Origin of the sequence: Streptomyces sp. Tu 2975 (genome assembly GCF_009832925.1) — a bacterium.
Classification (GTDB): domain Bacteria; phylum Actinomycetota; class Actinomycetes; order Streptomycetales; family Streptomycetaceae; genus Streptomyces.
In genome coordinates this window covers 4599598-4624442 of record NZ_CP047140.1, presented here as the reverse complement: position 1 = coordinate 4624442, position 24845 = coordinate 4599598, and the positions used below count along the sequence as shown (strand labels likewise).

Genomic DNA, 24845 nt, shown 5'->3' with positions numbered 1-24845 from the left:
CAGGCGGACCCGTCAGCGTGAGAGAACCGGTTCCGTCTCCGTCTCCGGCTTCCCGAACGGTCCCGACGCGCCTTCCGTCGGAACCCCGGCCCCGTCGTCCGTCCCAACCCCCTCCATCACGACGTCCTCCGTCGTGCCGCCCTCCATGTGCTGCTTCGGCCGGGCCGGCAGGGCGAACATCACCAGGAAGATGACGCCGAGCACTGCAGCGACCCACCACAGCGAGTTCTCGAAGGCCTGGGCGAAGGCACCACCGACGGCGTCTGGGGCGAGCTGCTCCTCGTCGATGGATCCGAAGAAGACCAGCGACACGAGGCCGAGGCCGAGCGCGGTGCCCATCTGCCCGGTCGTGTTGATCAGTCCGGACGCCGATCCGGCGTGCTCGCGCGGGACTTCGGAGAGCACCGCGTCGGTCAACGGCGCGACGATCAGTCCCATGCCCACACCCATGACGACCAGCGGCAGGATCATCTGCCAGGGCTGGACGTCCATGCCGTAACGGTCGGCCTCCCAGATGTAGACGAGCAGCCCGGCCGCCATGGTGGCCGCACCCGCCTGAAGCACCTTGCGGCCGAAGCGCGGCACCAGCAGCTGCACGGACATACCGGCTGCCGCAGAGACGGCGATCGAGAACGGAACTCCGGTCAGGCCGGCCTTCAGCGGGCTCCAGCCGAGCCCGGTCTGCATGTACAGCGTCCAGACGAGGAAGAAGATGCCCATCACGATGCCGAACGTGAGCTGTACGGCGATACCGGCGGCGAAGCTCTTCACCTTGAACAGCGACAGTTCGACCAGCGGCGAGCCGTCCTTGCGTGTCTTGTACTTCTCGTAAGCCATGAAGGCGGCGAAGACGAGCAGGCTGCCGGCCATGCAAAGGTGGCCCCAGAGCGGCCAGTCGAGCTCGCGGCCCCGTGTGAGCGGGTAGATCAGCATCAGCAGACCGAGGGTGACGAGCACGACGCCGACGAGGTCGAGCTTGAGGGCCTTCGGCGCCCGGGACTCGAGGATGTACTTCCGCCCGAGGATCAGCCCCGCGATGCCGACCGGCAGGTTGATCAGGAAGATCGGCCGCCATTCGAGGCCGAACAGGTTCCACTGCGTGAGCAGTGCGCCGAGCAGCGGGCCGGACACCGCGCCCAGTCCGACGACGGCGCCGAACAGACCGAAGACCTTGCCGCGCTCGTGCGCCGGGAACGTGACGTGCACGATCGCGAGCACCTGCGGCACCATCATCGCGGCGGCCGAGCCCTGGAGCAGCCGTGAGGCGACGAGCATCTCCTCGTTGGCGGCGAACCCGCAGAGGGCGGAGGCGAGCGTGAAGCCGGTGATGCCGATGAGGAACAGCCGCTTACGGCCGTAGATGTCACCGAGCCGGCCGCCCGTGATCAGGCCGGCGGCGAAAGCCAGGGCGTATCCGGCGGTGATCCACTGGATCGCTCCGAACGACGCGCCGAGATCCCGCTCGATGCTGGGGATCGCGATGTTGACGATGGTGACGTCGACCAGGTCCATGAAGGCGGCAGTCATGACGATCGCCAGCGCGATCCAGCGGCGGCGGTCATGGCGGTCGTCCGACACGACCTCGGTTACGGCTGCCGTTTCGGCTACGGCGGGCTGCTGTGAACTCATGACGAGGAATCTAGGTCGGATATAGGTCAGAACATGTCCTAGATGGCAGGCATCCTGAGAAACATGACGGACACTCCGGCACGACTTCTGAATCTGCTCTCGCTCCTCCAGACGCCGCGGGAATGGCCCGGCAGCGAGCTGGCCGAGCGCCTCGACGTCAGTCCGCGCACGATCCGGCGCGACATCGACCGGCTGCGCGACCTCGGATATCCGGTCGAGGCCACCAAGGGCGCGGTCGGCGGATACCGGCTGGTCGCAGGCGCTGCGATGCCGCCGTTGCTGCTGGACGACGAGGAGGCCGTGGCGATCGCGGTCGGGCTGCGGGCCGGGGCGGGCCATGCGATCGAAGGCATCGAGGAGGCGTCCGTACGGGCGCTCGCCAAGCTGGAGCAAGTGCTGCCGTCCCGGCTCCGCCACCGGGTCACCACGCTCCAGGCGGCGACCTTGCCGCTCACCAGGGGCGACGGCGCGACGATCGATCCGCAGACCCTGACGGTCATCGCGGGCACAGTCACGGCGCGCGAGCGGCTCCGGTTCTGCTACCGGGCGGGGGACGGCGCGGAGACGCGACGGCAGGTGGAGCCGTACCGCCTCGTGTCGACGGGCCGGCGGTGGTACCTGGTGGCGTACGACATGGGACGTGAGGACTGGCGGACGTTCCGCGTCGACCGGGTGACGGAGCCGTTCGCGACAGGAGCCCGGTTCACGCCGCGCGAGATGCCCGCCGAGGACGCGGCGGAGCTGCTGAGCCACTCGATCTCGCGGCACCAGCAGGAGCACGAGGTCGATGTGAGCTTCGAGGCCCCGGCATCGTTCGTGGCGGCCCGGCTGCCGGAGCACCTCGGCGCGCCCTCGCCGACAGGCGGGAACACATGCCGACTGCGAGCGATGTCGGCGGACTCGGTCGAGTGGCTGGCACTGCGTCTGGCGCTGGTGGACTGCGAGTTCACCGTCCACGGCCCGCAACCGCTGCGCGAGTACATGACGGATCTGGCGACGCGGCTCGCCAGGGCCACAGACTGAGGGGCCACCGCCGACGGCCGGCGCGCCGCTTGCGTGCACCGGCGGGCCCGCCCGGGGGCGGGCCGTCGCTCCCCCGGGCTCCTAGGCGGCCGGCTCGAAGCCCGTGTCGCGGGCCATCCGCTTGAGCTCGAGCAGCGCGTGCTTCTCGATCTGGCGGATCCGCTCCCGCGTCAGGCCGTGTTCCTTGCCGACCTCGGTCAGGGTCCGCTCCCTGCCGTCCTCGATCCCGTACCGCATGCGGATGATCGACGCGGTGCGGTTGTCCAGCTTGCCGATCAGGTCTTCCAGTTCCTCGCTGCGCAGCAGGGTGAGCACCGACTGCTCCGGCGACACGGCGGACGTGTCCTCCAGGAGGTCACCGAACTGGGTCTCGCCGGCGTCGTCCACCGACATGTTCAGGCTGACCGGGTCACGGGCCCAGTCGAGGACGTCGATGACCCGCTCGGGCGTCGAGCCGAGCTCCTCGGCGATCTCCGACGGCTCGGGGTCCCGGCCGTTCTCCCGGTTGAACTCGCGCTGGACGCGACGGATACGGCCCAGTTCCTCGACCAGGTGGACGGGGAGCCGGATGGTGCGGGACTGATCGGCTATGGACCGGGTGATCGCCTGACGGATCCACCAGGTCGCGTACGTGGAGAACTTGAACCCCTTGGCGTAGTCGAACTTCTCGACCGCGCGGACCAGGCCTGCGTTCCCTTCCTGGATCAGGTCGAGCAGCGGCAGCCCGCTGCGCGGATAGCGCCGGGCGACGGCCACGACGAGACGCAGATTCGAGCGGATGAAGATGTCCTTGGCACGCTCACCGGCCTCGGCCAGCGCCTCCAGCTCCTCCCGCGTGGCTCCGCCTGCTTCGCTGTCTACTTCCTTGTCGAGGATCTGACGGGCGTAGACACCCGCCTCGATGGTCTGGGACAGCTCGACTTCCTTGGCGGCGTCGAGCAGCGGCGTACGCGCAATCTCGTCGAGGTACATGCCGACCAGGTCGCGATCGGCGATCTCCCCGCCCACGGCGCGAACACTGCTTGCCCTGTCGGTCGCCCCACCGGAGTCGGACTGCCGGCGGGCGACGGCACGGGTTGCCATGCGAGCTCCCTTGCTGAGTAGGTCGCGACACCCTCCCGGGTGCCCTGCATCCGAAGGAAACAACGACTGGAATCCGGACAGAATTCCCATCGGGTGCATCGATTTCCGCGATCATGCAGTACCCTGTCCGGCCGACCCAGGAGGACGAATGCTGCCGGAACAGGCGGAGGTGCAGGTCAGGGCGGGCGCGGAAGCCGACCTCAAGGCCCTCACGGACATCTACAACCATTACGTCCGTGAGACCTCGATCACGTTCGACACCACGGTTTTCACCCCTGAGCAGCGCCGCTCATGGCTGCACTCTCACCCTGAAGACGGCCCGCACCGCCTTCTGGTTGCTCAGGATGTCCGGTTTGCCGGACCGGATCCCGTGGACCGGCCGGCGGACGGGATCCTGGGCTACGCCACCAGCAGCCCCTTCCGCCCCAAGGCGGCCTATTCCACGTCCGTGGAGGTCAGCGTCTACTGCGCGCCGCAGGCCGCCGGACGCGGCATCGGCACCCTGCTCTACGGGGCGCTCTTCGAGGCCTTGGCGGAGGAGGACGTGCACCGGGCCTATGCGGGCGTCGCCCTGCCGAACGCCGCATCGGTCCGGCTGCACACCCGTTTCGGGTTCCGCCACGTCGGCACGTACGGGGAGGTCGGGCGGAAGTTCGGCCGGTACTGGGACGTGGCCTGGTTCGAGAAGCACCTGGACTGAGCCCTCCTGCCCCGCCGCCCCGGGCCCCGTACGGGGGCGGGGACACAGCAGCGTGAACCGCGCGGTGCAAGCGTCAGCCGAACTGCACGGACCGCTTCGCCAGCCCCATCCAGAAGCCGTCGATCACGCTCCGGCCGTTGTCGAGCTCCGGCTCCGACGCCCCGATGGTGACGAAAAGTGGCGCGAAGTGCTCGGTTCGCGGGTGGGCCAGCCGTCCGGCGGGGGCCTTGTTCTCGAAGTCGAGCAACGCGTCGACGTCGGCGTCCGCCAGCGCCCGCTGCCCCCAGTCGTCGAACTCGGCGGACCAGCCGGGCGTTCCGTCGTGCCGCAGCGCCGCCAGGTTGTGCGTGAAGAAGCCGCTTCCGACGATCAGCACGCCCTCGTCACGCAGCGGGGCAAGCCTCCGCCCGATCTCGAGCAGCTTCTGCGGGTCGAGCGTGGGCATGGAGATCTGCAGCACGGGGATGTCGGCGCCCGGATACATCTCCACCAGCGGGACGTACGCGCCGTGGTCGAGACCCCGGTCGGGGACGTCCTGCACCGGCGTACCGGCGCGGCGGAGCAGTTTGCGTACGGAGTCGGCGAGTTGGGGAGCTCCCGGCGCTTCGTACCGGACGCGGTAGTAGTGCTCGGGGAAGCCCCAGAAGTCGTACACCAGGGGCATCGTCCGGGTCGCGCCGAGGGCGAGGGGTGCTTCCTCCCAGTGGGCGGAGACCATCAGGATCGCCGTGGGCCTGGGGAGAGCGTCGGACCAAGCGGCGAGCTGGCCCGGCCACAGCGGGTCGTCGGCCAGGGGCGGGGCGCCGTGGGAGAGGTAGAGCGCGGGCATGCGCGGCGCGTCGGGGGTGGTGGGTGCGGGGGTGGCGTTCATGACTGGCGGCTCCCGGTAGACGGAACCCGGTCTGCTGACCGGCGTACTGGAAGCTTGAACTTTCAAGCTGATTTCAGCCTAGACCTAGTTAGTTCAACTTTCAAGAACAGGGTCGTAGAGTGGGATACATGAACAGGGCACTCAATGGTGAGGGCGGTCGGGAACCACGCTGGCTGAGCGACGAGGAGCAGCGGGTATGGCGCTCCTACCTCCATGCCACCACCCTCCTCGAGGACCACCTCGACCGCCAGCTGCAGCGCGACGCGGGCATGCCGCACATCTACTACGGGCTGCTCGTCCAGCTCTCCCAGGCGCCTCGCCGCCGCAAGCGGATGACTCAACTGGCCATCGACGCCAAGATCACCCGGTCCCGGCTCTCGCACGCGATAGCCCGGCTGGAGAAGAACGGCTGGGTCCGGCGGGAGGACTGCCCCTCCGACAAGCGCGGGCAGAACGCCGTACTGACCGAGGAGGGCTTCGGGGTCCTCCGGCGGACCGCGCCCGGCCATGTCGAAGCCGTGCGGCAGGCCATGTTCGACCGGCTCACACCGGAACAGGTCGAGCAACTGGGCGAGATCATGCAGGTCATGGCGGAGGGGTTGCAGCCCCAGGACACCGGAGCGGACCTGCCCTGGCTCAGGTGATTGACGCAGCACGGAGCCCGTCCGACGCCCGGCGCAGCTTCGTCCGACTCGGTGACCCGCACAGCGCAGGGCCCCGTCCGGGTGCATCGCACCCGGACGGGGCCCTTCTACACGCGCGTACCGGCTGGTCCTCCCGCGGCCCGGGTCCGTGACTCAGTGCGCGATGACGGGAACCTTGATCTCGTCGTCCGCGCCGGCGCCCTCACCGGAGCCCGCCGCGACCGGACCGGCCCCGGGGCGCCCGCTGTTGATGAGCGTGAACGCGATCGCCGCGGCAACCGCAAGGATGCCGACCGCCCACCAGATCGCGGACGAGAAGCCGTGCACCATGCCCTGGAGCTCCAGCAGCTTCGGGTCGCTCGCGCCGGCGGCGTGCGAGGCGATGTACGAGGTCGTGGCGGAGGCCGCGATGGTGTTCAGCAGAGCCGTACCGATCGCGCCGCCCACCTGCTGGGAGGTGTTGACCATCGCGGAGGCGACACCGGCGTCCGCCGGGTTCACGCCGTGCGTGGACAGGGACATCGCCGGCATGAACGCCGTACCCATGCCGAGGCCGAGCAGCAGCTGGGCCGGCAGGATCAGGCCCGCGTAGGAGCTGTCGATCTCCAGCTGCGTCAGCAGCAGCATGCCGATCGCCGCCATGACGAAACCGGGCCCCATCAGCAGACGCGGCGCCACCCGGGTCATCAGCCGGGCGCCGATCTGGGTCGAGCCGGTGATCATGCCCGCGATCATCGGCAGGAAGGCGAAGCCCGTCATGACGGGCGAGTAGCCCTTCACGACCTGCAGGTAGAACGTCAGGAAGAGGAAGAGCCCGAACATCGCGATGATGGCGAGGCCCAGCGACAGGTAGACACCGCCGCGGTTGCGCTCGGTCAGGACCCGCAGGGGCAGCAGCGGCGACTTGACCTTCGTCTCGGTGGCGACGAACGCGGCGAGCAGCACGACGGAGGCGACGAACATGCCCACGGTCAGGCCGTCGGACCAGCCGGCGGACTCGGCGCGGGTGAAGCCGTACACGAGCGCCACCAGGCCGAGCGTGGACAGCACGACACCGGGGATGTCCAGCGGCGAGCGGTTGCGCGCCCCCGCCGGCTCACGGATCACCAGGTACGCGCCGACGGCGGCGACGATCGCGAAGGGGATGTTGACGTAGAACGTCCAGCGCCAGTTCAGGTACTCGGTGAGGAAGCCGCCGAGGATCAGGCCGACGGCGCCACCGCCACCGGCGATCGCACCGTAGATGCCGAAGGCCTTGGCGCGCTCCTTGGCGTCGGTGAACATCACGGCGAGCAGCGAGAGCGCGGCGGGCGCGAGCAGCGCGCCGAACACGCCCTGCAGGGCGCGGGCGCCGAGCATCATCGCCTCGCCGGTCGCCGCGCCGCCGAGCGCGGAGGCGGCGGCGAAGCCGAGCAGTCCGACGATGAAGGTGCGCCTGCGTCCCCACAGGTCGGCGATGCGGCCACCGAAGAGCAGCAGCCCGCCGAAGGCGAGGGCGTAGGCCGTGATGACCCACTGCCGGTTGGCGTCGGAGATCCCGAGGTCCTGCTGGGCGGTGGGGAGCGCGATGTTCACGATCGTCGCGTCGAGCACCACCATCAACTGGGCGAGGGCTATGAAGACCAGAGCTTTCCAGCGGCTCGGGTCGGAGGACCCCGGGCCGGACAGTCTCGGCTCGGAGGATGAAATGTCGGCTGTTTTCGGCATGGGTCTGGCCACCTAATGGGTAACGGGAGGTGACGCGCCGCCGGGTGACGGAAGGTCACCCGGTGCGCGCAAAGGGCTCAGGAGTGCGGGAGGGCAGAGGGACTCACGGCGTCACGTGGTGCGCAGGTCCTCCAGGGTCGCGGCCGTCCCGGGCAGTACGGAGCGCGCGGGCGCCTCGAGTCCGTCCAGGAACAGCTGAAGATGACGATGGACGAACCGGTCCATGTTCGGGCACGCGGTGCCCGGCAGTGGCCGGGTGAGCTGGGAGAGCGCCACCATCAGGTCGCCCACGGCGACGTCGGTGCGCATCCGGCCGGCCGCCTGCGCCGCTTCCACGAGGCCGCGCACGGCCGTGTCGAGTCGTTCGCGGCCGGCGTGCAGGTCGGGGTGGTCGGTGTCGAAGGCGCCGGAGAGCATGGGGCACAGAGCCCCGATCCGCTCGTCGGCCGCCACGTGGACGAAGCGGCGCAGCGCCGCGAAGGGGTCGGCCTCCTCGGCCGCCGCGGCGTCCGCCTGCTCCGTGGTGCGGGACAGGACGAGGAGGACGACCTCGCGGATCAGCACCGCGCGGTCGGGGAAGTGGCGGTAGAGCGTGGCGTTCCCGATGCCCGCACGGCGGGCGATCTCGTCGAGCGGGACGTCCGGCCCGAACTCGACGAACATCTCACGCGCGGCCGACACGATCCGCTCACGATTGCGCAGGGCGTCGGCCCGGGGGCGCGGCGGGCGGCGCGTTTCGGCGGCGATGCTCACGACTCCACTTCCTTCCGTGTTCTCCGTCTGCGGGCTGCAGGTGTTCCGTGGCCCCCAACCGGGGACCGTGTCCCCGTTTGACGGAGACACGGGTTCAAACGGGGAAACGATCCCCGGTTATTTCCCCTCCGTGCTGTGACCTGAGCCACATATGCCTTCCGTCGGGAAAACCCCACGATCGGACCACCCGACGCGCGCCCCGCCACCGCCCGACACAGGCTGTTCGAAGTGAGCGCAGCCAGGGCCCGGCCTGCTGCCGCGGACCCCGGAGGCGATCGCATGGAGCAGACCCGCCACCGGATACGCAGACACGGCAGGCTCGCCGGAGTCGCCGCATTCGCTGCCCTGACGCTGGCCGCCCTGACCACGGCGAGCTCGACGGTCCCGCCCCCCGACCGGGTCTATGCCGGGCCGAGTTCCGCGCCCGACGCCGTGGGCCTCGGACCCTGCCGCATCCCGACGGGCATCGGCGTCCAGATGTCCGAGGGCCTGCCCACCCCCGCCGGGTACACCCGCTCGACCGGCGTGGTCCGCGCGCTCAACCTGATGATCGACTTCCCGGACGCGGAGGGCAGCGGTTCCGCCCTCGACCGGCTCGCGGAGTTCTTCCCGCAGACCTCGCAATGGTTCGCCACCAGCTCGTACGGCCGGCTCAGCTACCGGCCGCACGCCCCCGTGACCGACTGGCTGCGGATGCCGATGCCGTTCGCCGCCTACGGGATAGAGCGCGGCTCACCGTACGAACCGGGGTACCGGCAGCTGGTGGAGGACCTGGTCTCCGTCGCCGACCCCAAGGTGGACTTCACCCAGTACGACCTCGTCAACGTCCTGGTGACCCCCAACGCCGGCCCGTCCGCGCTGGACACCGTGCTCTCGGTGACCTTCTCCGGCAACGAGGCCGCACCGGTCGCCGACGGCATGCCGCTCGCCAACACGTCCTTCGTCTACAGCCGCCAGGACGACGGTTCCGGGTCGTACTCGGAGACCGGCTACCGCGTCCTGCCGCACGAGAACGGCCACGTCTTCGGGCTGCCCGACCTCTACACCGCGAGCGGCGGCGGCGCGGTCGGCCACTGGGACATCATGTCCGAGGACTGGGGCGCCAACAACGACATGCTCGGCTGGCACAAGTGGAAACTGGGATGGCTGGACAACAGCCAGATCGGCTGCGCCGCCACCACCGGCACGAGCGAGTACACCCTCACCCCGCTCGCCACACGCGGCGGCTCCAAGATGGCGGTCGTGCCACTGGACGAGAGCACCGGCTATGCGGTTGAGGTGCGCACCCGGGCCGGGAACGACGACCACGTGTGCGAGCCGGGCGTGCTCATCTACCGCGTCAAGTCCGACGTCGACACCGGGCAGGGCCCGGTGTCCGTCTCCGACAGCGACCGCGACAGCGGCGGCTGCACCCGGGGCGCCAACATCCACGCCGAACTGTCCGACGCCCCTTACCGGCCGGGCCAGACCTTCACCGACCACGAGAACGGGATACGCATCTCGGTGGTCGACGAGGGCGAGAACGATGTCTACCGGGTGCGGATCACCCGCTCCGAAGCGACTCCCTGAGAACCCGCTTGAGGATCTTGCCCGTCGGGTTGCGCGGGATCGGCTCGTCCCGGAGCAGGACGTGGGCGGGCACCTTGAAGGCGGCCAGCTTCCCGCCGACATGCTCCCTCAGCTCCTCGGCGGTGACCGTGGCGCCGGCACGCAACCGGACCACGGCCGCGACCTCCTCCCCCAGCACCGGGTGCGGCACGCCCAGCACGGCGGCGTCGGCCACCTCGGGGTGGCCGTGCAGCACGGCCTCGACCTCGACGCAGTACACGTTCTCGCCGCCCCGGACCACCATGTCCTTGATCCGGTCGACGATACTGACGCGGCCCTCGCGCACCGTCGCGAGGTCTCCGGTCCTGAACCAGCCGTCCTGGAAGGCGGCCGCGCCTGCCGGCTCGTCGTGCCAGTAGCCGCGTACGACCGACTGCCCGCGCAGCCACAGCTCGCCGACCTCCCCCTCCGGAAGCGGCTCGCCGTCCGCCCCGGCGATCCGTACCTCGGTCGCGGGCGAGGGCCTGCCCACACTGGCCGGGTCGCCGCGGTAGCCGTCCCCCGAGTTGGCGAGCACACCGCCGCAGGTCTCGGTCAGGCCGTAGCCGCTGCGGGGCTCGATCCGGTGCCCGTAGCGGGCGGTCAGCCGGGTGACCAGATCGGGCGGGGCGGCCGCGCCGCCCGTGCTGAGGTGGCCGAGCGTCGCCAGGTCCGAGCCGGTGCGCTCGGCCGCGTCGAGGAGCTGGAGCGCTGTCGTCGGTACGCCCGAGTAGTGGGTGACGCCGTGCTCCTCGATCAACGCGAGGGCCTTCTCCGCGTCCCACTTCCGCATCAGGACGAGCGTGCCGCCGACGCCCATCATCGAGTACAGCGTGGTGAAGGCGGCCACATGGAAGAACGGGAAGGTCATCAGGACGACCGGCGCGGGCCCCTGCCCGGGCAGCACACCGCGCGCCAGCGATGCGGCCGCCGCGTGGTAGCGGGGGTGCAGGGCCGCACCGGCCTGCGCGAGGTGTGTGGCGACGGCGCCCTTGGGGCGGCCGGTGGTTCCCGATGTGTAGATGATCGTCGCGTCGTCCTCCGGGGCGACGTCGACGGCGGGCGGCGCGACGAACGGGTCCGGCGCCGGCAGGTCCTCGTACCGCTCGACGCCGTCGGCACCTGCACCGGCCGGCACGTCGTCATGTGCGTCCTGAGGTCCGTCGTCGTGACCGTCGCGGTGCCCGTCCTGATGGAAGACGACGCAGCGCGCGCCGTTCCGCTTCCGCCACTCCTCGACGCGCGGCAGCCGCTCGCCGTCCACGAGCAGTACGCGCGGCGTGCAGTCGTCCAGCGCGTAGGTCAGCTCTTCCTCGGTCCACCAGGCGTTGAGCGGGACGGCGACGAGGCCGGCGAGCTGCGCCGCCCAGAAGGCGATCTGCCACTCCGGGTGGTTGCGCATCGCGACGGCCGCCCGGTCCCCGGGCCGCAGGCCGTGGACGTCCACGAACCGCCGGGCCAAGGCGGAGGCGGCGGCGAAGAACTCGCCGTACGTGTACGTCCCGCTCTCCGCCACGAGGAACGGCCGGTCCCCGAACGCCCACGTCGCCTCGACGAACTCCAGCAGGGTGCGGGGCCCGTTCGCGTAGATCGGCCCGCCGTCCTCGCCCCGTACGACTTCGAAGGGGGCACCGGGGGCGGTGAGGGCGGCTTCGGGGTACGCGTGCGACACGGGCGGCCTTCCTAAGCGCATGCTCAGTACGCCCGCGACGCTATGCCGCTCCTCGGAGCCCGTCAAGCGCCGGCCGCCTGCCGGGCCCGCCCCCTGGCCGAACCCGGCCGCCCCGGTCGCCGACCGGTTTCCCACTTCCGACGTACTGTCGTAACCCGGTCTTAATCGCGCATGCGAGCGAGCGGCGTCAAGACCCTAGGCAGCCACGTGAATGGCCGGTACTTTGCGCCCCTGCCCGCCGCGAAACGCGGCGCGGCGGTGGCTCATCAAGGGGGTACTTTGCGCGACTTCAGCCTTCCGCCGCTGGTGGAGACCCTGGCGACGGGAAGCCTTGCCGACTCGGTGTACGACGTGGCCGAGCGGACCCCGAAGCTGTTACAGCTGTCACGGCGCATCAGCGGCCCGGGCGGCGACGAGTGGGTCCCGGTGACCGCGTCCGAATTCCGTGACGAGGTGGTGGGGTTGGCGCAGGGCCTGCTGGCCGAGGGCATACGGCTCGGTGAGCGGGTCGCCGTGATGTCCCGGACCCGGTACGAGTGGACCCTCTTCAGCTATGCACTGTGGTCGATCGGCGCCCAGGTCGTCCCCGTCTACCCCACCTCCTCGGCGGACCAGGTCCGTTGGATCCTGTCGAACACACAGGTGGTGGCCATCGTGGTCGAGCACGAGGACCACGCCATGACGGTGGGAGCGGCCTGCGACGGACTGCCGCTGCTCCGCTCGATGTGGCAACTGGATGCGGGCTGCGTCGAGCGGCTGACGGAGCGGGGCCGGCATGTGCCGGAGACCGTGGTGCACCGTCACCGCCGGGCGGTGGGGCCGCAGTCGGTCGCCGCCATCACGTACACGTCGGGCACCACCGGGCAGCCCCGGGGCTGTGTGATCACCCACGCCAACCTCGCGGCCGAGTGCGACACCCTGTACACCGGTTGGAAAAGCATCCTCGCCGAGCCGGGCGAGCAGCCGTGCATCCTCACGTTCCTGCCGCTGTCGCACATCTACGGGCTGATGGTGCAAGTGGCGTGTATGCGGGGCGGCGTCCGGATGGGACACCAGCCCGACCTCACGCCCGACGCGCTGCTGCCCGCCCTCGCGTCCTTCCGGCCGACCTACGTCTTCGCCGTTCCGTACATCTTCGAGAAGATCTTCAACAAGGCTCGCCGGGCGGCCGAGCAGACCGGGCGGGGGGAACTGTTCGACAAGGCCGTCGACACGGCGGTGCGCTACGCCGAGGAGATGCAGCGGCGGGACACCGGAGAGGGGCCCGGGCCGGGACGGATGCTCAAGGCCAGGCACGCGCTCTACGACCGCCTGGTGTACCGGCGGCTGCGGGCCGTACTGGGCGGCCGCGTCCGGCACGCCACATCCGGCGGCTCGACCCTCGACCGGGAACTCGGCCTGTTCTTCGACGGCGCCGGGATCACCCTCCACGACGGTTACGGGCTCACGGAGACCACCGGCGCGGTGACCAGCCAGCCACCGGGCCGCCCCCGGTTCGGCACCGTGGGCAGACCACTGCCGGGCTGTTCGGTGCACATCGCCCAGGACGGGGAGATCTGGGTCCGCGGCGACGTCGTCTTCGCCGGCTACCACAACGACCCGGTGGCCACCGGGTCCGTCCTGCGCGACGGCTGGCTCGCGACGGGCGACGTGGGCTGGCTCGACGACGGCTACCTCGTGATCACGGGACGCAAGAAGGACATCATCGTCACGAGCGGCGGGAAGAGCGTCAGCCCCCGGATCCTGGAGGACCGGCTGCGCCGGCACCCCCTGATCTCCCAGTGCCTCGTGGTCGGAGACAACCGGCCCTTCATCGCGGCCCTGATCACCCTGGACCCGGAGGCGTCGAAGCACTGGTACCAACTGCGCGGGAAACAGCTGTCGTTCCCTCAGGGCGCAACGATCGACAAGGAACTCCACGCGGAGATCCAGCGGGCCGTGACGATGGCGAACAGCGCGGTGTCACGGGCCGAGTCGATCCGCGCGTTCCGGATCCTCCCGAACGAGTTCAGCATGGACGACGGCCTGATGACGCCGTCACTCAAGCTACGCCGGGGCGCGATCGTGAAGGCGTACGCGGCGGACATCGAGGAGCTGTACTCGTCCGGCTGAGCCGAGGGTGGGTCGCGGGAGCGGGGTGAGGCGGGGGCGCCTTACGCCCGGGCCCGGGGCGCGGGCTGCGCCGTGCCCGGCCCCGGGGCGGGGGCGCGGGCCCGCCTTTCGCCCGGGCCGGAGGCGCGGGCTGCCTCGTGCCCGGCTCCGGGACCGGGCGCGGACCCGCCATGCTCCCGCCACGACAGTACGCCGCTGACCTGCGGAAACGGGAATGTTGCCAGTGCGTATCCCTTATCCGCTAGGCTAGTCGCCGGATCTCGGCCGAGGTCCATGCCTTCGTAGCTCAGGGGATAGAGCACCGCTCTCCTAAAGCGGGTGTCGCAGGTTCGAATCCTGCCGGGGGCACCAGCGCAAAGGCCCCGGACCGATCATGGTCCGGGGCCTTTGACGTCACCATCCCACGACTCCCCCGCGCGCAGCTCGGCAGCGGCCTGGCGCATCGCCGGCGAAGCGGCGCGATGCACATCGCCGGGATCGGTACAGCCCGACGACGGCGGCCTTCGGTTCGTCGTCGCAGAGGACGCCACGCCGACGCTGAGTCTGCCGACGGACGTAGAGCACGCGCTTGTCCAGGTCGACGTCGACCCGGCGGAGACCGGCGATCTCACCCCGCCGCAGGCCCATGGTGAGTGGCTCGCTCCGCTCGCCGCGCGGCGAGACCGATCCTCCGCACATGACCTATGCAGATGAACGGATGATCCGGTCGGGCGGCGATCCGTGGGGTGCTGGATCTGTGCGGGGTGGCCAACGGGGGCGGGACAACGGGAGTTCGACTCTCAGCGGCGCCGGAAAAGTTAATATCGCCTGAGGTTCGGCGGGGGAGGGCATTGTGGCAGGCGCATCCGATGATCATTCCACTGCCAAGTTATTGGCGCTTATCGGCGGAATCGCATCCGTGCTGTCGATCCTGACCTGGCTGGGTGTGAGCAACGCGACGGAACTGAAGGACCTGTTGGCCGACTCGCCACCATCGAGTTCCAGCCCAGCCCCGTCCACGTCTTCGCCGACCGTCGACATCCCCGTCGACACCCCCGATGACCCTGACATCAGTGAGGGGGAGGCTGAGGAGGCCGACCTCGAGCCGTCGACACCCACTTCGGATCCCACCGAAGAGGCCTTCAAAGCCATCTCGGCCGGCGACTGCCTGGCGGTCCACGACACGGGCCGCGGGGGCACCACCAGCATCGACTGGAGCGTCGACGTTCCGCCGGACCCCGTGTCCTGCGCCGGCGCGCAGGCGCAGGTCCAGGTGACCGCCACCGACACGGCCTGCCCCACCAGCCACGGGAAGTCGTACTGGAGCTACCGGTCCGCCACCACCGGCAACACCACGAAGCTCTGCCTCACCCGCATCTACCACGCCGCCTACTGCATGCTCGGCCAGCAGTCCGGCTACTCCATCTCCCTCGGCATGATGACGGCCGTGGACTGCCGACGCGAGCCGGTGCCCGCCCCGTACAACCAGATCATGCACATAACAGGGGTCTACCGCGCCCCGGCGGGCGCCGACGCGAACAACTGCCGCCGGGTGGCAGGCGACCAGACACGCTACTGGGCCTACCTGGTGGACGACGGCGCCACGCTGCTGTGCACCACGATCTACCAGGGCGGCTGACCGACGACTCAGCTTCGGCGACCGGCCTCGAAGATCGCCCTGTATCGGGAACCCTCACTTCGACCTGATCGGGGCCCAGGCTCCTGGCGGGGGCCGTCTCTGGGCCGTCCGAGGCCGATCGAGACCAGACGATGACCGATGACGACCGGTCATGGGCCGTCGCGCCAGCCCCGCACCAGCGGAAACGTAGGTCGCCAAGTTCCTTGGCAGGACCGACACGGGCCCGCCGGTCGAGACGGACCGGAGGGCCTTTCTCGTCCGCGACGTCCGCGGCGCCACAACGAGCCCTCCGCGCCGCCCCGATCTCTGGCGGATCATGACTCCCAGCCGATCGGCGATGGAGCGGTCCCGAGGGCCGGACGTGCCGCCCCGCGGGTTCTCCTGGTGGAGGGCCGGCGGGGCGGGGTGTGAGGCGTCGGGTGGGTCAGGACACGTGGTTGTACGCGGGGTCTCCGGTCAGGACCGGGCTGCGTACCGACCGGCTTCGTTCCAGAGGGCCGCCAGCCGTGGGGCACGCCCGTGCTCCACGACATCCATCGCATCGGGTGTACAACTGTCCGATCTTCTCCTCGGTCTTGTGGGTGTGGCGTTCTCCGCCGCACCCACACGTCGTTCGCCAAGGAGGCCCCACTCCATGTCACTCGTCCGCGTCCGCACCCCCCGGTTCCGGCTGACCGTAGCCGTCGCCGTCGCCCTGGCCGCCACGGCCGCCGGCACGCTCGCCGGCCCGGCCACCGCCGCGACGGCGGCCCCCGCCGGAGCGGCCGAGGTCGCGCGGCAGGCCGGAGACGCGGCTTTCCCGTTCACCGGCAGCTTCCTCTCCGCGGGGCCCAACGGGTTCCTGGGCGTCCGGACGGACGGCGTCGCCGTGTGGATGCGGTATGCGGACGGCTCCGGCACCACGTTCCCGAAGAACGCTGCGGTCACCTACCGAGGCGCCGCCGGAGCCGATGTCGTCGTGGCGAGCGAGGGAACCCGCCACACCGTCCACGACATGGCCGAGGGCGGCGACCCGGTCGTCATCGACATCCCCTACCGGCTGGAGGAGGTCAACGGGTCGACGCTCGTGATGGTCGACACCGCAACCGACGAGCTCCACCTCGTCAGCCGGGTGCCCGGCGGTGAGGTCGTCGACCGCAAGGTGACCGGGATGCCGACGGGAGTCCCCTGGGAGTTCTACGGCTCCACGCCCGGCACGGTCGCTGTGCAGACCTCGGCGCCGGACCACGGCTTCCGTCTCGCCCTGGTCGACGTGGCCACGGCCACCACCGTCGAGACGTACGACGTCGACAACTACAGCGGCTTCGCGCAGGTCACGCCCGACCGCGTGCTCTGGGAGTCGCCGTACGGCCGGACCACGATCGTGGACCGGAAGACCAAGCAGGCCGAGACCCACCCTTACCGCGCGCAGATCGCTCTGGGCGGCGACTGGCTGGCGATCACGGGCGGCGACAAGCTCGTCGTCGACGGGGTCACGTACCCGAACAGACCGGTCGTCCTCAAGTCGCTGAAGGACGGCCGGAAGGTCCCGCTCCTCGACCTCGCGGGTCGTGTGGCCCCGGTCGGTGACGGCACGCTCCTGCTGCCCGGCGGCACCTTCGCGCAGGGCCGCGGCCTCTTCCGCATCTCGCTCGACGCGAGCGGCACTCCGGCGGCCACCATGATCGCGGACGAGCAGCGCCCCCTGGGAATCGTCCTGGAGCAGGCGAATGTTCCGAGCGTGTACCGCTTCGACGGCACCGACAGTCGCGTGACCTGGAAGACCAGCGATTCGGACCTGGGCGTCTCGCTGGATCTCACCCACGTGGCCACCGGCCGCACGGTGTCGCTCTGGAGCTACTACGACACCTTCATCGATTGGGACGGTTACCTCGACCAGGTGATCGGCGCCTACAACGGCGTGTACACCTGGAAGATGACCGCCCACCCCGCGTCCGGGGTCGGCCCCGCCGCCGTGAAGACCGGTACGACCACCGTGGACCGTGGCACCGCGCCGCGCGACTTCAACGACAACGCCCACGCGGACGCGCTCGTCCGCGACAGCTCCGGCAACCTCTCCGCGTACGACCTCAGTCAGCTACGAGCCATGGGCAACAACCCCGACTGCCATGAAGAGGGCTGCCCGCCGGTCGTCCGTGACCCGAAGCCGGACGTGCTGGGCACCGGCTGGAACACGTACACGCTGATGGCCTCCCCCGGAAACGCGGCAGGTTCGGCCTCGTACGACGTCGTCGGCCGGGACCGCGACGGTGTGCTGTGGCTCCACCGGAGCGACAAGCAGAAGCTCCTGCCCCGCACGAAGGTCGGCGGCGGCTGGAACATCTACAACAAGATCACCGGAGGTTCCGACCTGAACGGCGACGGCCGGGGCGACCTCCTCGCGACCGACAAAGCCGGCGTGCTGTGGTTCTACGCCTCCACCGGCGACGCCACCGCCCCCTTCAAGACCCGCGAGAAGATCGGCGGCGGCTGGGGCGTCTACAACCTCCTCACCGCCCCGGGCAACATCGCGGGGGCCTCCGGCGGCGACCTTCTCGCCCGCGACACCTCCGGCACCCTGTGGCTCTACCTGGGCAAGGGTGACGGCACCTTCACCGCCCGCCGCAAGATCGGCGGCGGCTGGCAGAAGTACAGCCACGTCGTCCCGGCGGGCAGGAACGGCAAGGGCGTGGCCGACATCTACGCCGTCGGGCCCTCCGGCTCCGCGCTCTACTTCGGCCGCGACAGCACGACCCGGCCCTTCGAAGCGGCCCACACGCTGCCCCTGCACAGCGACTCCACCCGCTTCCGGACCTTCTTCTGATCCCTCTCCCACGTCCACCTCGTCCCGACCGGTCCTGCAGGAGGGGTCCGGCTCACCCGTCTCGCGGTCGAGACGTGCGAGCCTGCGCTGCTGCTGATCGCGCCGGTGGATGAAGGGACAGCCTGCCAAGGGACAACCTGTCAAAGGCACCCGCGCAAAGGCCCCGGACCGATCATGGTCCGGGGCCTTCTGTCTGCCACGGTTCGACGCGGTCGCCCCCGGCGGACCGAGCGGAAACTCGGTCAGTCTTCCGAGCGGCCCGTCAGACGACGGCCGTGTGCGTCAGGGCGGCGTCGGGCACGCTGGATCCCTCCCGAGCGCTGAACGGAGCGGTCGAGCTTCCGGTGCCCTTGTACAGGTACGTGCCGTTGGCGCCGTACGCGAACAGGTCGGGGCGGCCGTCGCGGTTCGCGTCGCCGACGCCGACGAGGTACTTGAAGGTGTTCCAGCCGCTGCCGATCCTCACGCGGCCGGAGAAGGTGCCGTCGCCCCTGCCCTGGTAGAGCCAGAGGACTCCGTCCTTGTCACGGGCGACAAGGTCGCCGGCCGCGCCGCCGGCGATGTTGCCGGTGGCCTCGATGAGCGTGAACTGCTGCCAGCCGCTGAGGCCGATCTTCTTCCGGGACTCGAACGGGGCGCTGGTGCTGCCGGTTGCCTTGTAGAGCCACAGCGCTCCGGCGGTGTCGGTGGCCACGAGGTCGGGCCTGCCGTCGCCGGTGAGGTCGCTGCCGCCGGCGAGGTGCCGGTAGATCTGCCAGCCGGACCCGATCCTGGTCCGGGTGGCGAAGGTGCCGTCACCGCGCCCCTGGTAGAGCCACAGCACGCCGGTCTTGTCCCGGGCGACCAGATCCCCGGCCGGGCCGCCGGCCAGGTTCCCGGCGGCCTCTATCTGGTTGTGCATGTTCCAGCCGCTGCCGATGACCTTCTGCTCGGCTGCCGACAGCTGGCCGTTCTCGTTGATCCAAGGGTTGTAGTAGCTGTCGGAATGCATCAACTGACCGGCGCTGTCACGCAGGAGCAGGTCCGGCGAGCCGTTGTCGTTGTAGTCGTGCGGGGCGGCCTTGCGCGTGACCTTGAACGTGCCGGTCTGCTTCATCTCCGGCCCGATGCCGTTGAGGGGCTTGGCGCTGATCTCCCAGGTGTAGTCGCCGTTGTAGGCGCTCTCGGCGAGGGAGCCGTCGTTGTTGAGGTCGCCCAGCCAGTCGTAGCGCACGACTGCGTTCTCCGGCTGGATGAAACCCGCGACCGAGGTCCTGCCGGTCCGCACGTGCCGCAGGGTGACCGTGGCCGTCGCGTTGTACCGGGACAGCGTCCACTCGAGCGGCACCCGGCCGCGGTTCTGGTCGAGGTCGATCACGGCGGGGATCTTGCTTCCCAGCAGGGCGACCTTGGTGGACTCCCCGCTGCCCGCGACGAGCGTGGCGGTCGGTGCGGCGCCGTCGGCCCCGGGAGCGATCCGGTAGAGGCCTTCGCCGTCCGCGACCGTGCCGCCGCGCACGACCTGGGTGCCGTCGGGTGCGACGGCGGCCGTGCGGGTGTGGTCAAGGAGCTTGTGGGTGGTGGTCCCGTCCTCGAGGCTGCGCGCGGTGAGGGCGTACAGCGGATCCACCTCGAGGTCGGTGAGGCCGCTGCGGGTGCCGTAGGTCACCCAGTCACCGACCAGACCCACCTCGACGTCGCGCCGCCATGCGTTGCCGACCGTGAAGCGCTGCGGATTCTTGGTGGCGCGGTCGACGGCCACCACCGTGACGTCGTAGTCCGCGTCGTACTCGACCCACGCGACGTGCGCCGCCGAGACGGCGATGTCGCCCTTCGCGGCGGCCTCGGAAAGCTCGTACGTCTCCGTCACGGCGTTGGTGGCGAGGTCGAGCATGGCCACGTACTTCTTGGCCGCCGTGCCCGTGCCGGTGGAGTAGGTCAGCAGGGCGTGCTCGGCCGTGCCGGCCTTGACGACGACGCTCGTGGCGTCTCCCGGGAGACCGGCCGTCATCTTGGCCGCCCCGCTGGTCGTCGTGTGCATGTGGAGGAGCCTGTCCCCGTACACGTTGAGCGTGGTGGTGAACAGCGCCTTGCCGGCGGCTCCCGCATAGGCGGTGTCACCACCGACGGTGATCGAGCGCAGGTTCACTCCGGTCGCCATGTCGGTGAGCCTGGCTCCGGACGCCCAGCCGAAGGCCACCACGTCGCCCGAGCCGGTGCTCTCGATCCTGGCAGCCCAGGCGATGTCCGTGGCCGGGGAGCCGTCCGCCCGGACCCAGTGCGCGGTGTACGTGGGGCCGCCTTCGTCCATGGGCGGGACCTCGGTGGAGGTCAGGAAGCCCGTGGCGGTCGCACCGAAGATGGTGCTCTTGGCCGGGAACGGGACGACGCCCGTCGTGGACGCCGCCTCCGCCCCCGTCGTGCCCTCGGCGGCCGGGACGGCGTTCGCAGGAACGGTCAGCGCGGTCGCGCCGACGGTGACGGCGAGCACGGTGACGACAGCGGCGGCGAGCCGCCGACGGGCGGGACGTGCGTGGATCAAGGTGGGTTCCTCCAGACCAGGCGCAACAGGCGTTGCCCCCGGTCGGACTGTTGATCGCTGCAGAAGGTTGTACCGGTTCGGCACCGGTACGAGAAGCTGACCGAAGCCGGGAGGCCCGCCGCACCTCTTGTTGTGCGGTCCATGAGCTGGAACGGGAGATTCACGGCCTCAAGCGGCCGGGTGAGCACGGGCTTTGAGATCCTTGGGGCCATGAGCACACCTCCCGACGGTCTGCCCGTCTATCGCGTACTGACCGGTCCCGACGACGCGGCGTTCTGCCGTCGTGTCAGTGAGGCCCTCGCCCTGGGGTACCGGCTGTACGAAGGGCCGGCCGTCACGTTCGACGGGGACCGGGTCGTCGTCGCGCAGGCCGTGGTCTGGCCGACCGAGCCGTAGGAGGGCGTGCGCCCGGTTTACGGGCGCGGCGTGAGCCGGGGCGAGGGTGCCCGGGAAGGCGCCGTCACCACTCGCAGTCGTCGCGGTCCCAGCGGCCCCCGCCCGAGTGGTCGCGGTCGTCGCGGCAGTTGTCGCGGTCGCGCCAGGTCTCGGACGGCGTGGGGGTGGGGGTGGGCGTCGGCGTGGCGGCCGTGGTGGGGCGGGACGACGGCGACGAGGAGACCAGGACCGACGCCGTCGCCGGGGCCGGGGAGGAGACCGGCGGCGGGGCCGGGGAGGAGGAGGGGGACGAGGCAGGGCGCGCCCCCGCGGTGGACGAAGGGGTCGGGGCGCTCGTGGTGGGCGACGGGACGTCCGTCGGGGTGATCAGATTGGGGCGTCCGCCGACCTCGATGTCGGCCACGGGAGCGGGCTCCCCCACGGCTTCGCCGCCGTCGTCCCCGAGCATCAGCGTCGCGCCGCCGAGCAGCGCGCCCGCCCCGAGTACGATGCAGAGGCCGAGCAGCACCTTGGGGCGCGACGGGGCCCGGTGACGGCCTGATGTCCGAGCGCCGGGCACCGCGCATGCCTCGCACGCGCGTCCGTCGGGTCTGCATCCCTCACACAGCATGACGGACACTATGCAGCACTGCCGTACCCGCCCGCAGGCAAGGGGTCTCTTCGTCCGCGAGAGGGCTCACGCGCGGCACTCGGCCCGCATCTGCGCCGCCGCGTGGTGCGCTCCGCTACCGTCGCCGTCGCCCTGGTCCTCGCCCCTGTCGACGAGTTGGACGGTCAGCTTCTGGTCGTGGACCGGCACCTTCTCGATGACCAGGCCGCTGCCCCGCAGTTCGGTCTGGTCGATCTCGAAGACCTTGACCACGCTGCCGGGGTCGTCGGGGTCCGACAGCACGTTGTACGTGGTGGGCCGGCCCGCCACGTCCCGGTCGCGTCCGCTGTCGGGTACGACGACGGCGACCGAGCAGGTGCCGTAACCGCTGCCGACGTACCAGGACCAGGTCGCCCGGCCGCCGCTGTCCTCGGTGCTTGTGCCGGACATGGGGACCGCCGTGAACCGCCCGTCGCAGCCGTCGCCACGGTGGCCGCCGGAGCTGACGGTGTACCAGCCGTCGTCGCCGTCGCCGAAGCGGTTCTCCTCGCGGTAGAGGCCGCCTCCCGTGCAACCGGGCCCGGCCCAGGCGGAGTACGCGGGCCCCCGGGCCTCGTCGGGCGGACGGACCTTCGCGGGTGGCTTCGGGGTGGCGCGCAGGGGCGGCGGCGAGGAAGCGTCATTCGGCGGGTCCGCCGGGGCGATGCGCTGCGGTGCGCCGCCCAGATCACCGATGTCGTCGCCCGCGCCTCCGGCCGGGCCGTCGCCGGATGCCCCCGAGGCCTGCGAGGTGTCCCCGTACAGGTCCGCGGCAGAGACGGTCAGGGCGACGACCGCCACCACGACGGCCCCCGTCAGCAGGAGTTTGTTCCTGCGCGAGAGCAGGAGCAGGCGTCCCGTCAGGGCCCGTCCCCTCGACCGTCCCGGGCCGGGGCCCCCGGCCCACTCGCGCCGTGCCGTCCCACCGGCCGTCCCGCACTCCGGGCAGTTCGTACCGGGGAGTGCCGGTGAGCCCTCGCCGCCGCATTGTTCGCACGCCATGTATTCGCACCTGCATCAGTGGACCCGACCGATCGGTATGCCGAGCGCGTCCACTATGCACGAGCAGCGGAGGGTGAGGTAGGTGTTATCGCGGGTAACGGCGAAAGGATCTAGCGGAGTTCGTCAGGGCACGGCGTCCCGCGGGGAAGCTGGTACGGGGCGGCGAGACGGTAGGTGCCCGGCCGCGGGGCGAGAAGCTCGGTCCACTCGTCGCCCTCCGCGTCCTCCTCCGCCTTCAGCAGACAGCCGTTGGTGTTGACGAAACTCCTGGGTCCGTCCTCGCGTGCCTGTGACTCCGGCGTCTCCTGCGGCCCTTCGACGCCCTTGCCCTCGTCGTCCACGAGGCTCAGCCACGGCGAGTAGGGGACGCGGATCAGCACCCGGCCCGCGTTCTTCACATGGATGGTCAGCTCGCCCGCGCCCGCGTGGTCCACGGTCGCCGGCGGTTCCGCCATCGGCGTCGGGTTCTCGACCGCGAACAGCTGCCAGTTGTCGTCGCCCCAGATACGGGTCAGGTACGGCTGGCCCGCGCGTACGAGCTCCGCCTCCTGCTGGGCCCCGCTCGAGTCCGGCGCCCCCTTCGGCAGCACCACGTAGTGGACGGCCCACCGGTCGAGCCACGCGCGGTAGCTCGCGGAGGTGAGGACGTTCTCCTTGTCGTAGAAGAGCGGGTTGCGCTTCATGTCGGCCTGGCGGTTCCAGCCACGGGCCAGGTTGACGTACGGGGCGAGGGCCGACGCCTCCCGGTGGCTGCTCGCCGGCACGACCTCGACCCGGCCGCGCTCGGCTTTCGCCTCCTGGAGCCGGTTGACCAGCGGCGCGAGCTCGCGGTTCCAGGAAGCCGTCGGGGCCGTACGGACGATGTCGTCCACGCCCTTGTAGCCGATCCAGGTGTTGAGTCCGACGACGGCGATGACGACGGCGTACCACTTGCGGGAACGCGGCACGGTGTACGGCAGGGCGGCGAGCAGCACCACGCCCGCGAAGAGCATCGGCAGCCTGGAGACGTTGGACCCGATCTGCGAGTCGATCGCCCAGGTCAGCAGCGTGCCGACGGCGTAGACCGCGGCGCCGGTGCGGACGGTGCGCCACTCCTTCGGTACGAGCAGGAACACGAGGACGCCGTAGACGAACGGGAGCGACGTCGACCAGATCGACATGGGCTGTGTGCCCGAGAACGGGAACAGCCACGCGGACAGCGCCACGACGAGCACCGGCGTGAGACCGATCGCGTAGGCCCCGGGACGGCGGCCGTTGAGGAACAGTGCCGCGGCCACCACGCCGAGGAACAGGCCCGCGACGGGGCTCGCCGCGGTGGCGAGACCGGCGAGCGGCGCGGCGACGGCGGCCTTCGCCCAGCGGTGGTGCCGCAGTCGGTGCGGCCAGCAGAAGACGGCGCCGACCGCGCCGAGCGCGAACATCATGCCGAGGCCGAAGGTGACCCGGCCGGAGAGCGCGTTGCACAGGAACGCGAAGACGCCGACGAGGGAACACGCCACCGGATTGCGCACGGCACGCACCCGGACCAGCATCAGCGCGGTCAGGGTGGCCGACACGGTGCCCGCGAGCATCATGGTCGTCCGCACGCCGAGGAGCGACATCAGGTACGGGGAGACCACGCTGTACGAGACGGGGTGCATGCCGCCGTACCAGGCGAGGTTGTACGCCGAGTCGGGGTGGCGGCCGACGAACTCGGCCCAGGCGTCCTGGGCCGCGATGTCGCCGCCGCTGTTGGCGAAGAAGAAGAACCAGAGCAGGTGCACGAAGGCGGCCGCGGCCGTCGCGAGGGCGACGGGGTGACGTGAGAGGCGGTCGCGTACGCCCGCGAACCGGGTGGGGGCCGGGACGGGGACGGGGGTGGGGGTGGGGGCGGCGGGGGCGGGCGGGAGACGGGGCTCCGGCAGCTTCGACCGCGGACGGAGCGGTATTCGCGGGCCGGTTGTGCCGAGGGGGGTGCCGTCGGTGATCGTGGTCGTGTCGCCGGCGGAGGCGTCGACGGCCGGCTGATCGCCGCTGGTTCCACCCGTGGTCGTTCCGTGGGTGCTGCTGCCGTCGGTCCGTGTCGGCTCAGCGGTGGTCACTGCGGCTCTCCCCGT

18 protein-coding genes, 1 tRNA gene and 1 pseudogene are annotated in these 24845 nt (G+C 70.7%); 9 read left to right on the top strand and 11 right to left on the bottom strand.

Going from position 1 to position 24845, the window contains the following annotated elements; all coding sequences use genetic code 11:
- Nucleotides 1-12 precede the first annotated feature (12 nt).
- A complete protein-coding gene (locus GLX30_RS20540; RefSeq protein WP_159695142.1) occupies nt 13-1527 on the bottom strand; it encodes an MFS transporter in 1515 nt (504 codons plus the stop codon).
- 165 nt (nt 1528-1692) lie between these two features.
- On the opposite strand from GLX30_RS20540, the gene GLX30_RS20535 reads away from it, so the two are divergent.
- Nucleotides 1693-2652 carry a YafY family protein gene (locus GLX30_RS20535; RefSeq protein ID WP_159691024.1) on the top strand — a complete coding sequence of 320 codons (960 nt, stop codon included), beginning with the start codon at nt 1693-1695 and terminating at the stop codon, nt 2650-2652.
- 81 nt (nt 2653-2733) lie between these two features.
- Here the strand turns inward: GLX30_RS20535 and GLX30_RS20530 are convergent, their stop codons facing one another.
- On the bottom strand, nt 2734-3735 hold the full coding sequence (locus GLX30_RS20530) for a sigma-70 family RNA polymerase sigma factor (protein WP_159691021.1): 1002 nt from the start codon (nt 3733-3735) through the stop codon (nt 2734-2736).
- 148 nt (nt 3736-3883) lie between these two features.
- Between GLX30_RS20530 and GLX30_RS20525 the strand changes: the two genes are divergently transcribed.
- A complete protein-coding gene (locus GLX30_RS20525) occupies nt 3884-4435 on the top strand; it encodes a GNAT family N-acetyltransferase (protein WP_159691018.1) in 552 nt (183 codons plus the stop codon).
- Nucleotides 4436-4508: 73 nt separating this feature from the next.
- Here GLX30_RS20525 and GLX30_RS20520 read toward each other — a convergent pair whose 3' ends face one another.
- Entirely contained in the window at nt 4509-5306 is a 798-nt protein-coding gene (locus GLX30_RS20520; protein ID WP_159691016.1) for a class III extradiol ring-cleavage dioxygenase, read from the bottom strand.
- Nucleotides 5307-5434: 128 nt separating this feature from the next.
- Between GLX30_RS20520 and GLX30_RS20515 the strand changes: the two genes are divergently transcribed.
- Nucleotides 5435-5950, top strand: coding sequence for a MarR family transcriptional regulator (locus tag GLX30_RS20515; RefSeq protein WP_159691013.1), 516 nt, complete (start codon nt 5435-5437; stop codon nt 5948-5950).
- 153 nt (nt 5951-6103) lie between these two features.
- Here GLX30_RS20515 and GLX30_RS20510 read toward each other — a convergent pair whose 3' ends face one another.
- Entirely contained in the window at nt 6104-7657 is a 1554-nt protein-coding gene (locus GLX30_RS20510) for an MFS transporter (RefSeq protein ID WP_159691010.1), read from the bottom strand.
- A 111-nt stretch (nt 7658-7768) separates the two neighbouring features.
- Entirely contained in the window at nt 7769-8410 is a 642-nt protein-coding gene (locus GLX30_RS20505) for a TetR/AcrR family transcriptional regulator (protein WP_159691007.1), read from the bottom strand.
- Between the two features lie 279 nt (nt 8411-8689).
- Here GLX30_RS20505 and GLX30_RS20500 point away from each other — a divergent pair, with 279 nt between their 5' ends.
- Complete coding sequence (locus GLX30_RS20500) at nt 8690-9979, top strand: M6 family metalloprotease domain-containing protein (RefSeq protein WP_159691005.1); 1290 nt, start codon at nt 8690-8692, stop codon at nt 9977-9979.
- On the opposite strand, the gene GLX30_RS20495 is transcribed toward GLX30_RS20500, so the two are convergent.
- A complete protein-coding gene (locus GLX30_RS20495; RefSeq protein WP_347879777.1) occupies nt 9954-11669 on the bottom strand; it encodes a class I adenylate-forming enzyme family protein in 1716 nt (571 codons plus the stop codon). The genes GLX30_RS20500 and GLX30_RS20495 overlap by 26 nt on opposite strands.
- Nucleotides 11670-11948: 279 nt before the next feature.
- On the opposite strand from GLX30_RS20495, the gene GLX30_RS20490 reads away from it, so the two are divergent.
- On the top strand, nt 11949-13781 hold the full coding sequence (locus GLX30_RS20490; protein WP_159690999.1) for an AMP-dependent synthetase/ligase: 1833 nt from the start codon (nt 11949-11951) through the stop codon (nt 13779-13781).
- 275 nt (nt 13782-14056) lie between these two features.
- Nucleotides 14057-14132 (top strand) — tRNA-Arg (locus GLX30_RS20485).
- A gap of 50 nt (nt 14133-14182) precedes the next feature.
- Here GLX30_RS20485 and GLX30_RS35385 read toward each other — a convergent pair.
- Nucleotides 14183-14408: pseudogene (locus GLX30_RS35385) on the bottom strand (site-specific integrase); the annotation flags it as partial.
- A 271-nt stretch (nt 14409-14679) separates the two neighbouring features.
- On the opposite strand from GLX30_RS35385, the gene GLX30_RS20475 reads away from it, so the two are divergent.
- Both GLX30_RS20475 and GLX30_RS20470 read left to right on the top strand, forming a co-directional pair.
- A complete protein-coding gene (locus GLX30_RS20475; protein WP_159690997.1) occupies nt 14680-15399 on the top strand; it encodes a hypothetical protein in 720 nt (239 codons plus the stop codon).
- Between the two features lie 634 nt (nt 15400-16033).
- Nucleotides 16034-18202 (top strand): hypothetical protein, encoded by a 2169-nt coding sequence (locus GLX30_RS20470; protein ID WP_159690994.1) that lies wholly within the window; start codon nt 16034-16036, stop codon nt 18200-18202.
- A 262-nt stretch (nt 18203-18464) separates the two neighbouring features.
- Here the strand turns inward: GLX30_RS20470 and GLX30_RS20465 are convergent, their stop codons facing one another.
- On the bottom strand, nt 18465-20723 hold the full coding sequence (locus tag GLX30_RS20465; protein ID WP_159690991.1) for a VCBS repeat-containing protein: 2259 nt from the start codon (nt 20721-20723) through the stop codon (nt 18465-18467).
- Between the two features lie 210 nt (nt 20724-20933).
- Here GLX30_RS20465 and GLX30_RS20460 point away from each other — a divergent pair, with 210 nt between their 5' ends.
- Complete coding sequence (locus GLX30_RS20460) at nt 20934-21119, top strand: DUF1737 domain-containing protein (protein ID WP_159690989.1); 186 nt, start codon at nt 20934-20936, stop codon at nt 21117-21119.
- A gap of 64 nt (nt 21120-21183) precedes the next feature.
- Here the strand turns inward: GLX30_RS20460 and GLX30_RS20455 are convergent, their stop codons facing one another.
- The 3 genes from GLX30_RS20455 to GLX30_RS20445 all read right to left on the bottom strand — a co-directional run bounded on the left by GLX30_RS20455 (nt 21184) and on the right by GLX30_RS20445 (nt 24830).
- Nucleotides 21184-21627 (bottom strand): hypothetical protein, encoded by a 444-nt coding sequence (locus tag GLX30_RS20455; RefSeq protein WP_159690986.1) that lies wholly within the window; start codon nt 21625-21627, stop codon nt 21184-21186.
- A 168-nt stretch (nt 21628-21795) separates the two neighbouring features.
- Nucleotides 21796-22749 (bottom strand): adhesin, encoded by a 954-nt coding sequence (locus GLX30_RS20450; protein ID WP_167306846.1) that lies wholly within the window; start codon nt 22747-22749, stop codon nt 21796-21798.
- Between the two features lie 110 nt (nt 22750-22859).
- Nucleotides 22860-24830, bottom strand: a complete 1971-nt coding sequence (locus GLX30_RS20445; RefSeq protein WP_159690983.1) for an MFS transporter — start codon at nt 24828-24830, stop codon at nt 22860-22862.
- Nucleotides 24831-24845 lie beyond the last annotated feature (15 nt).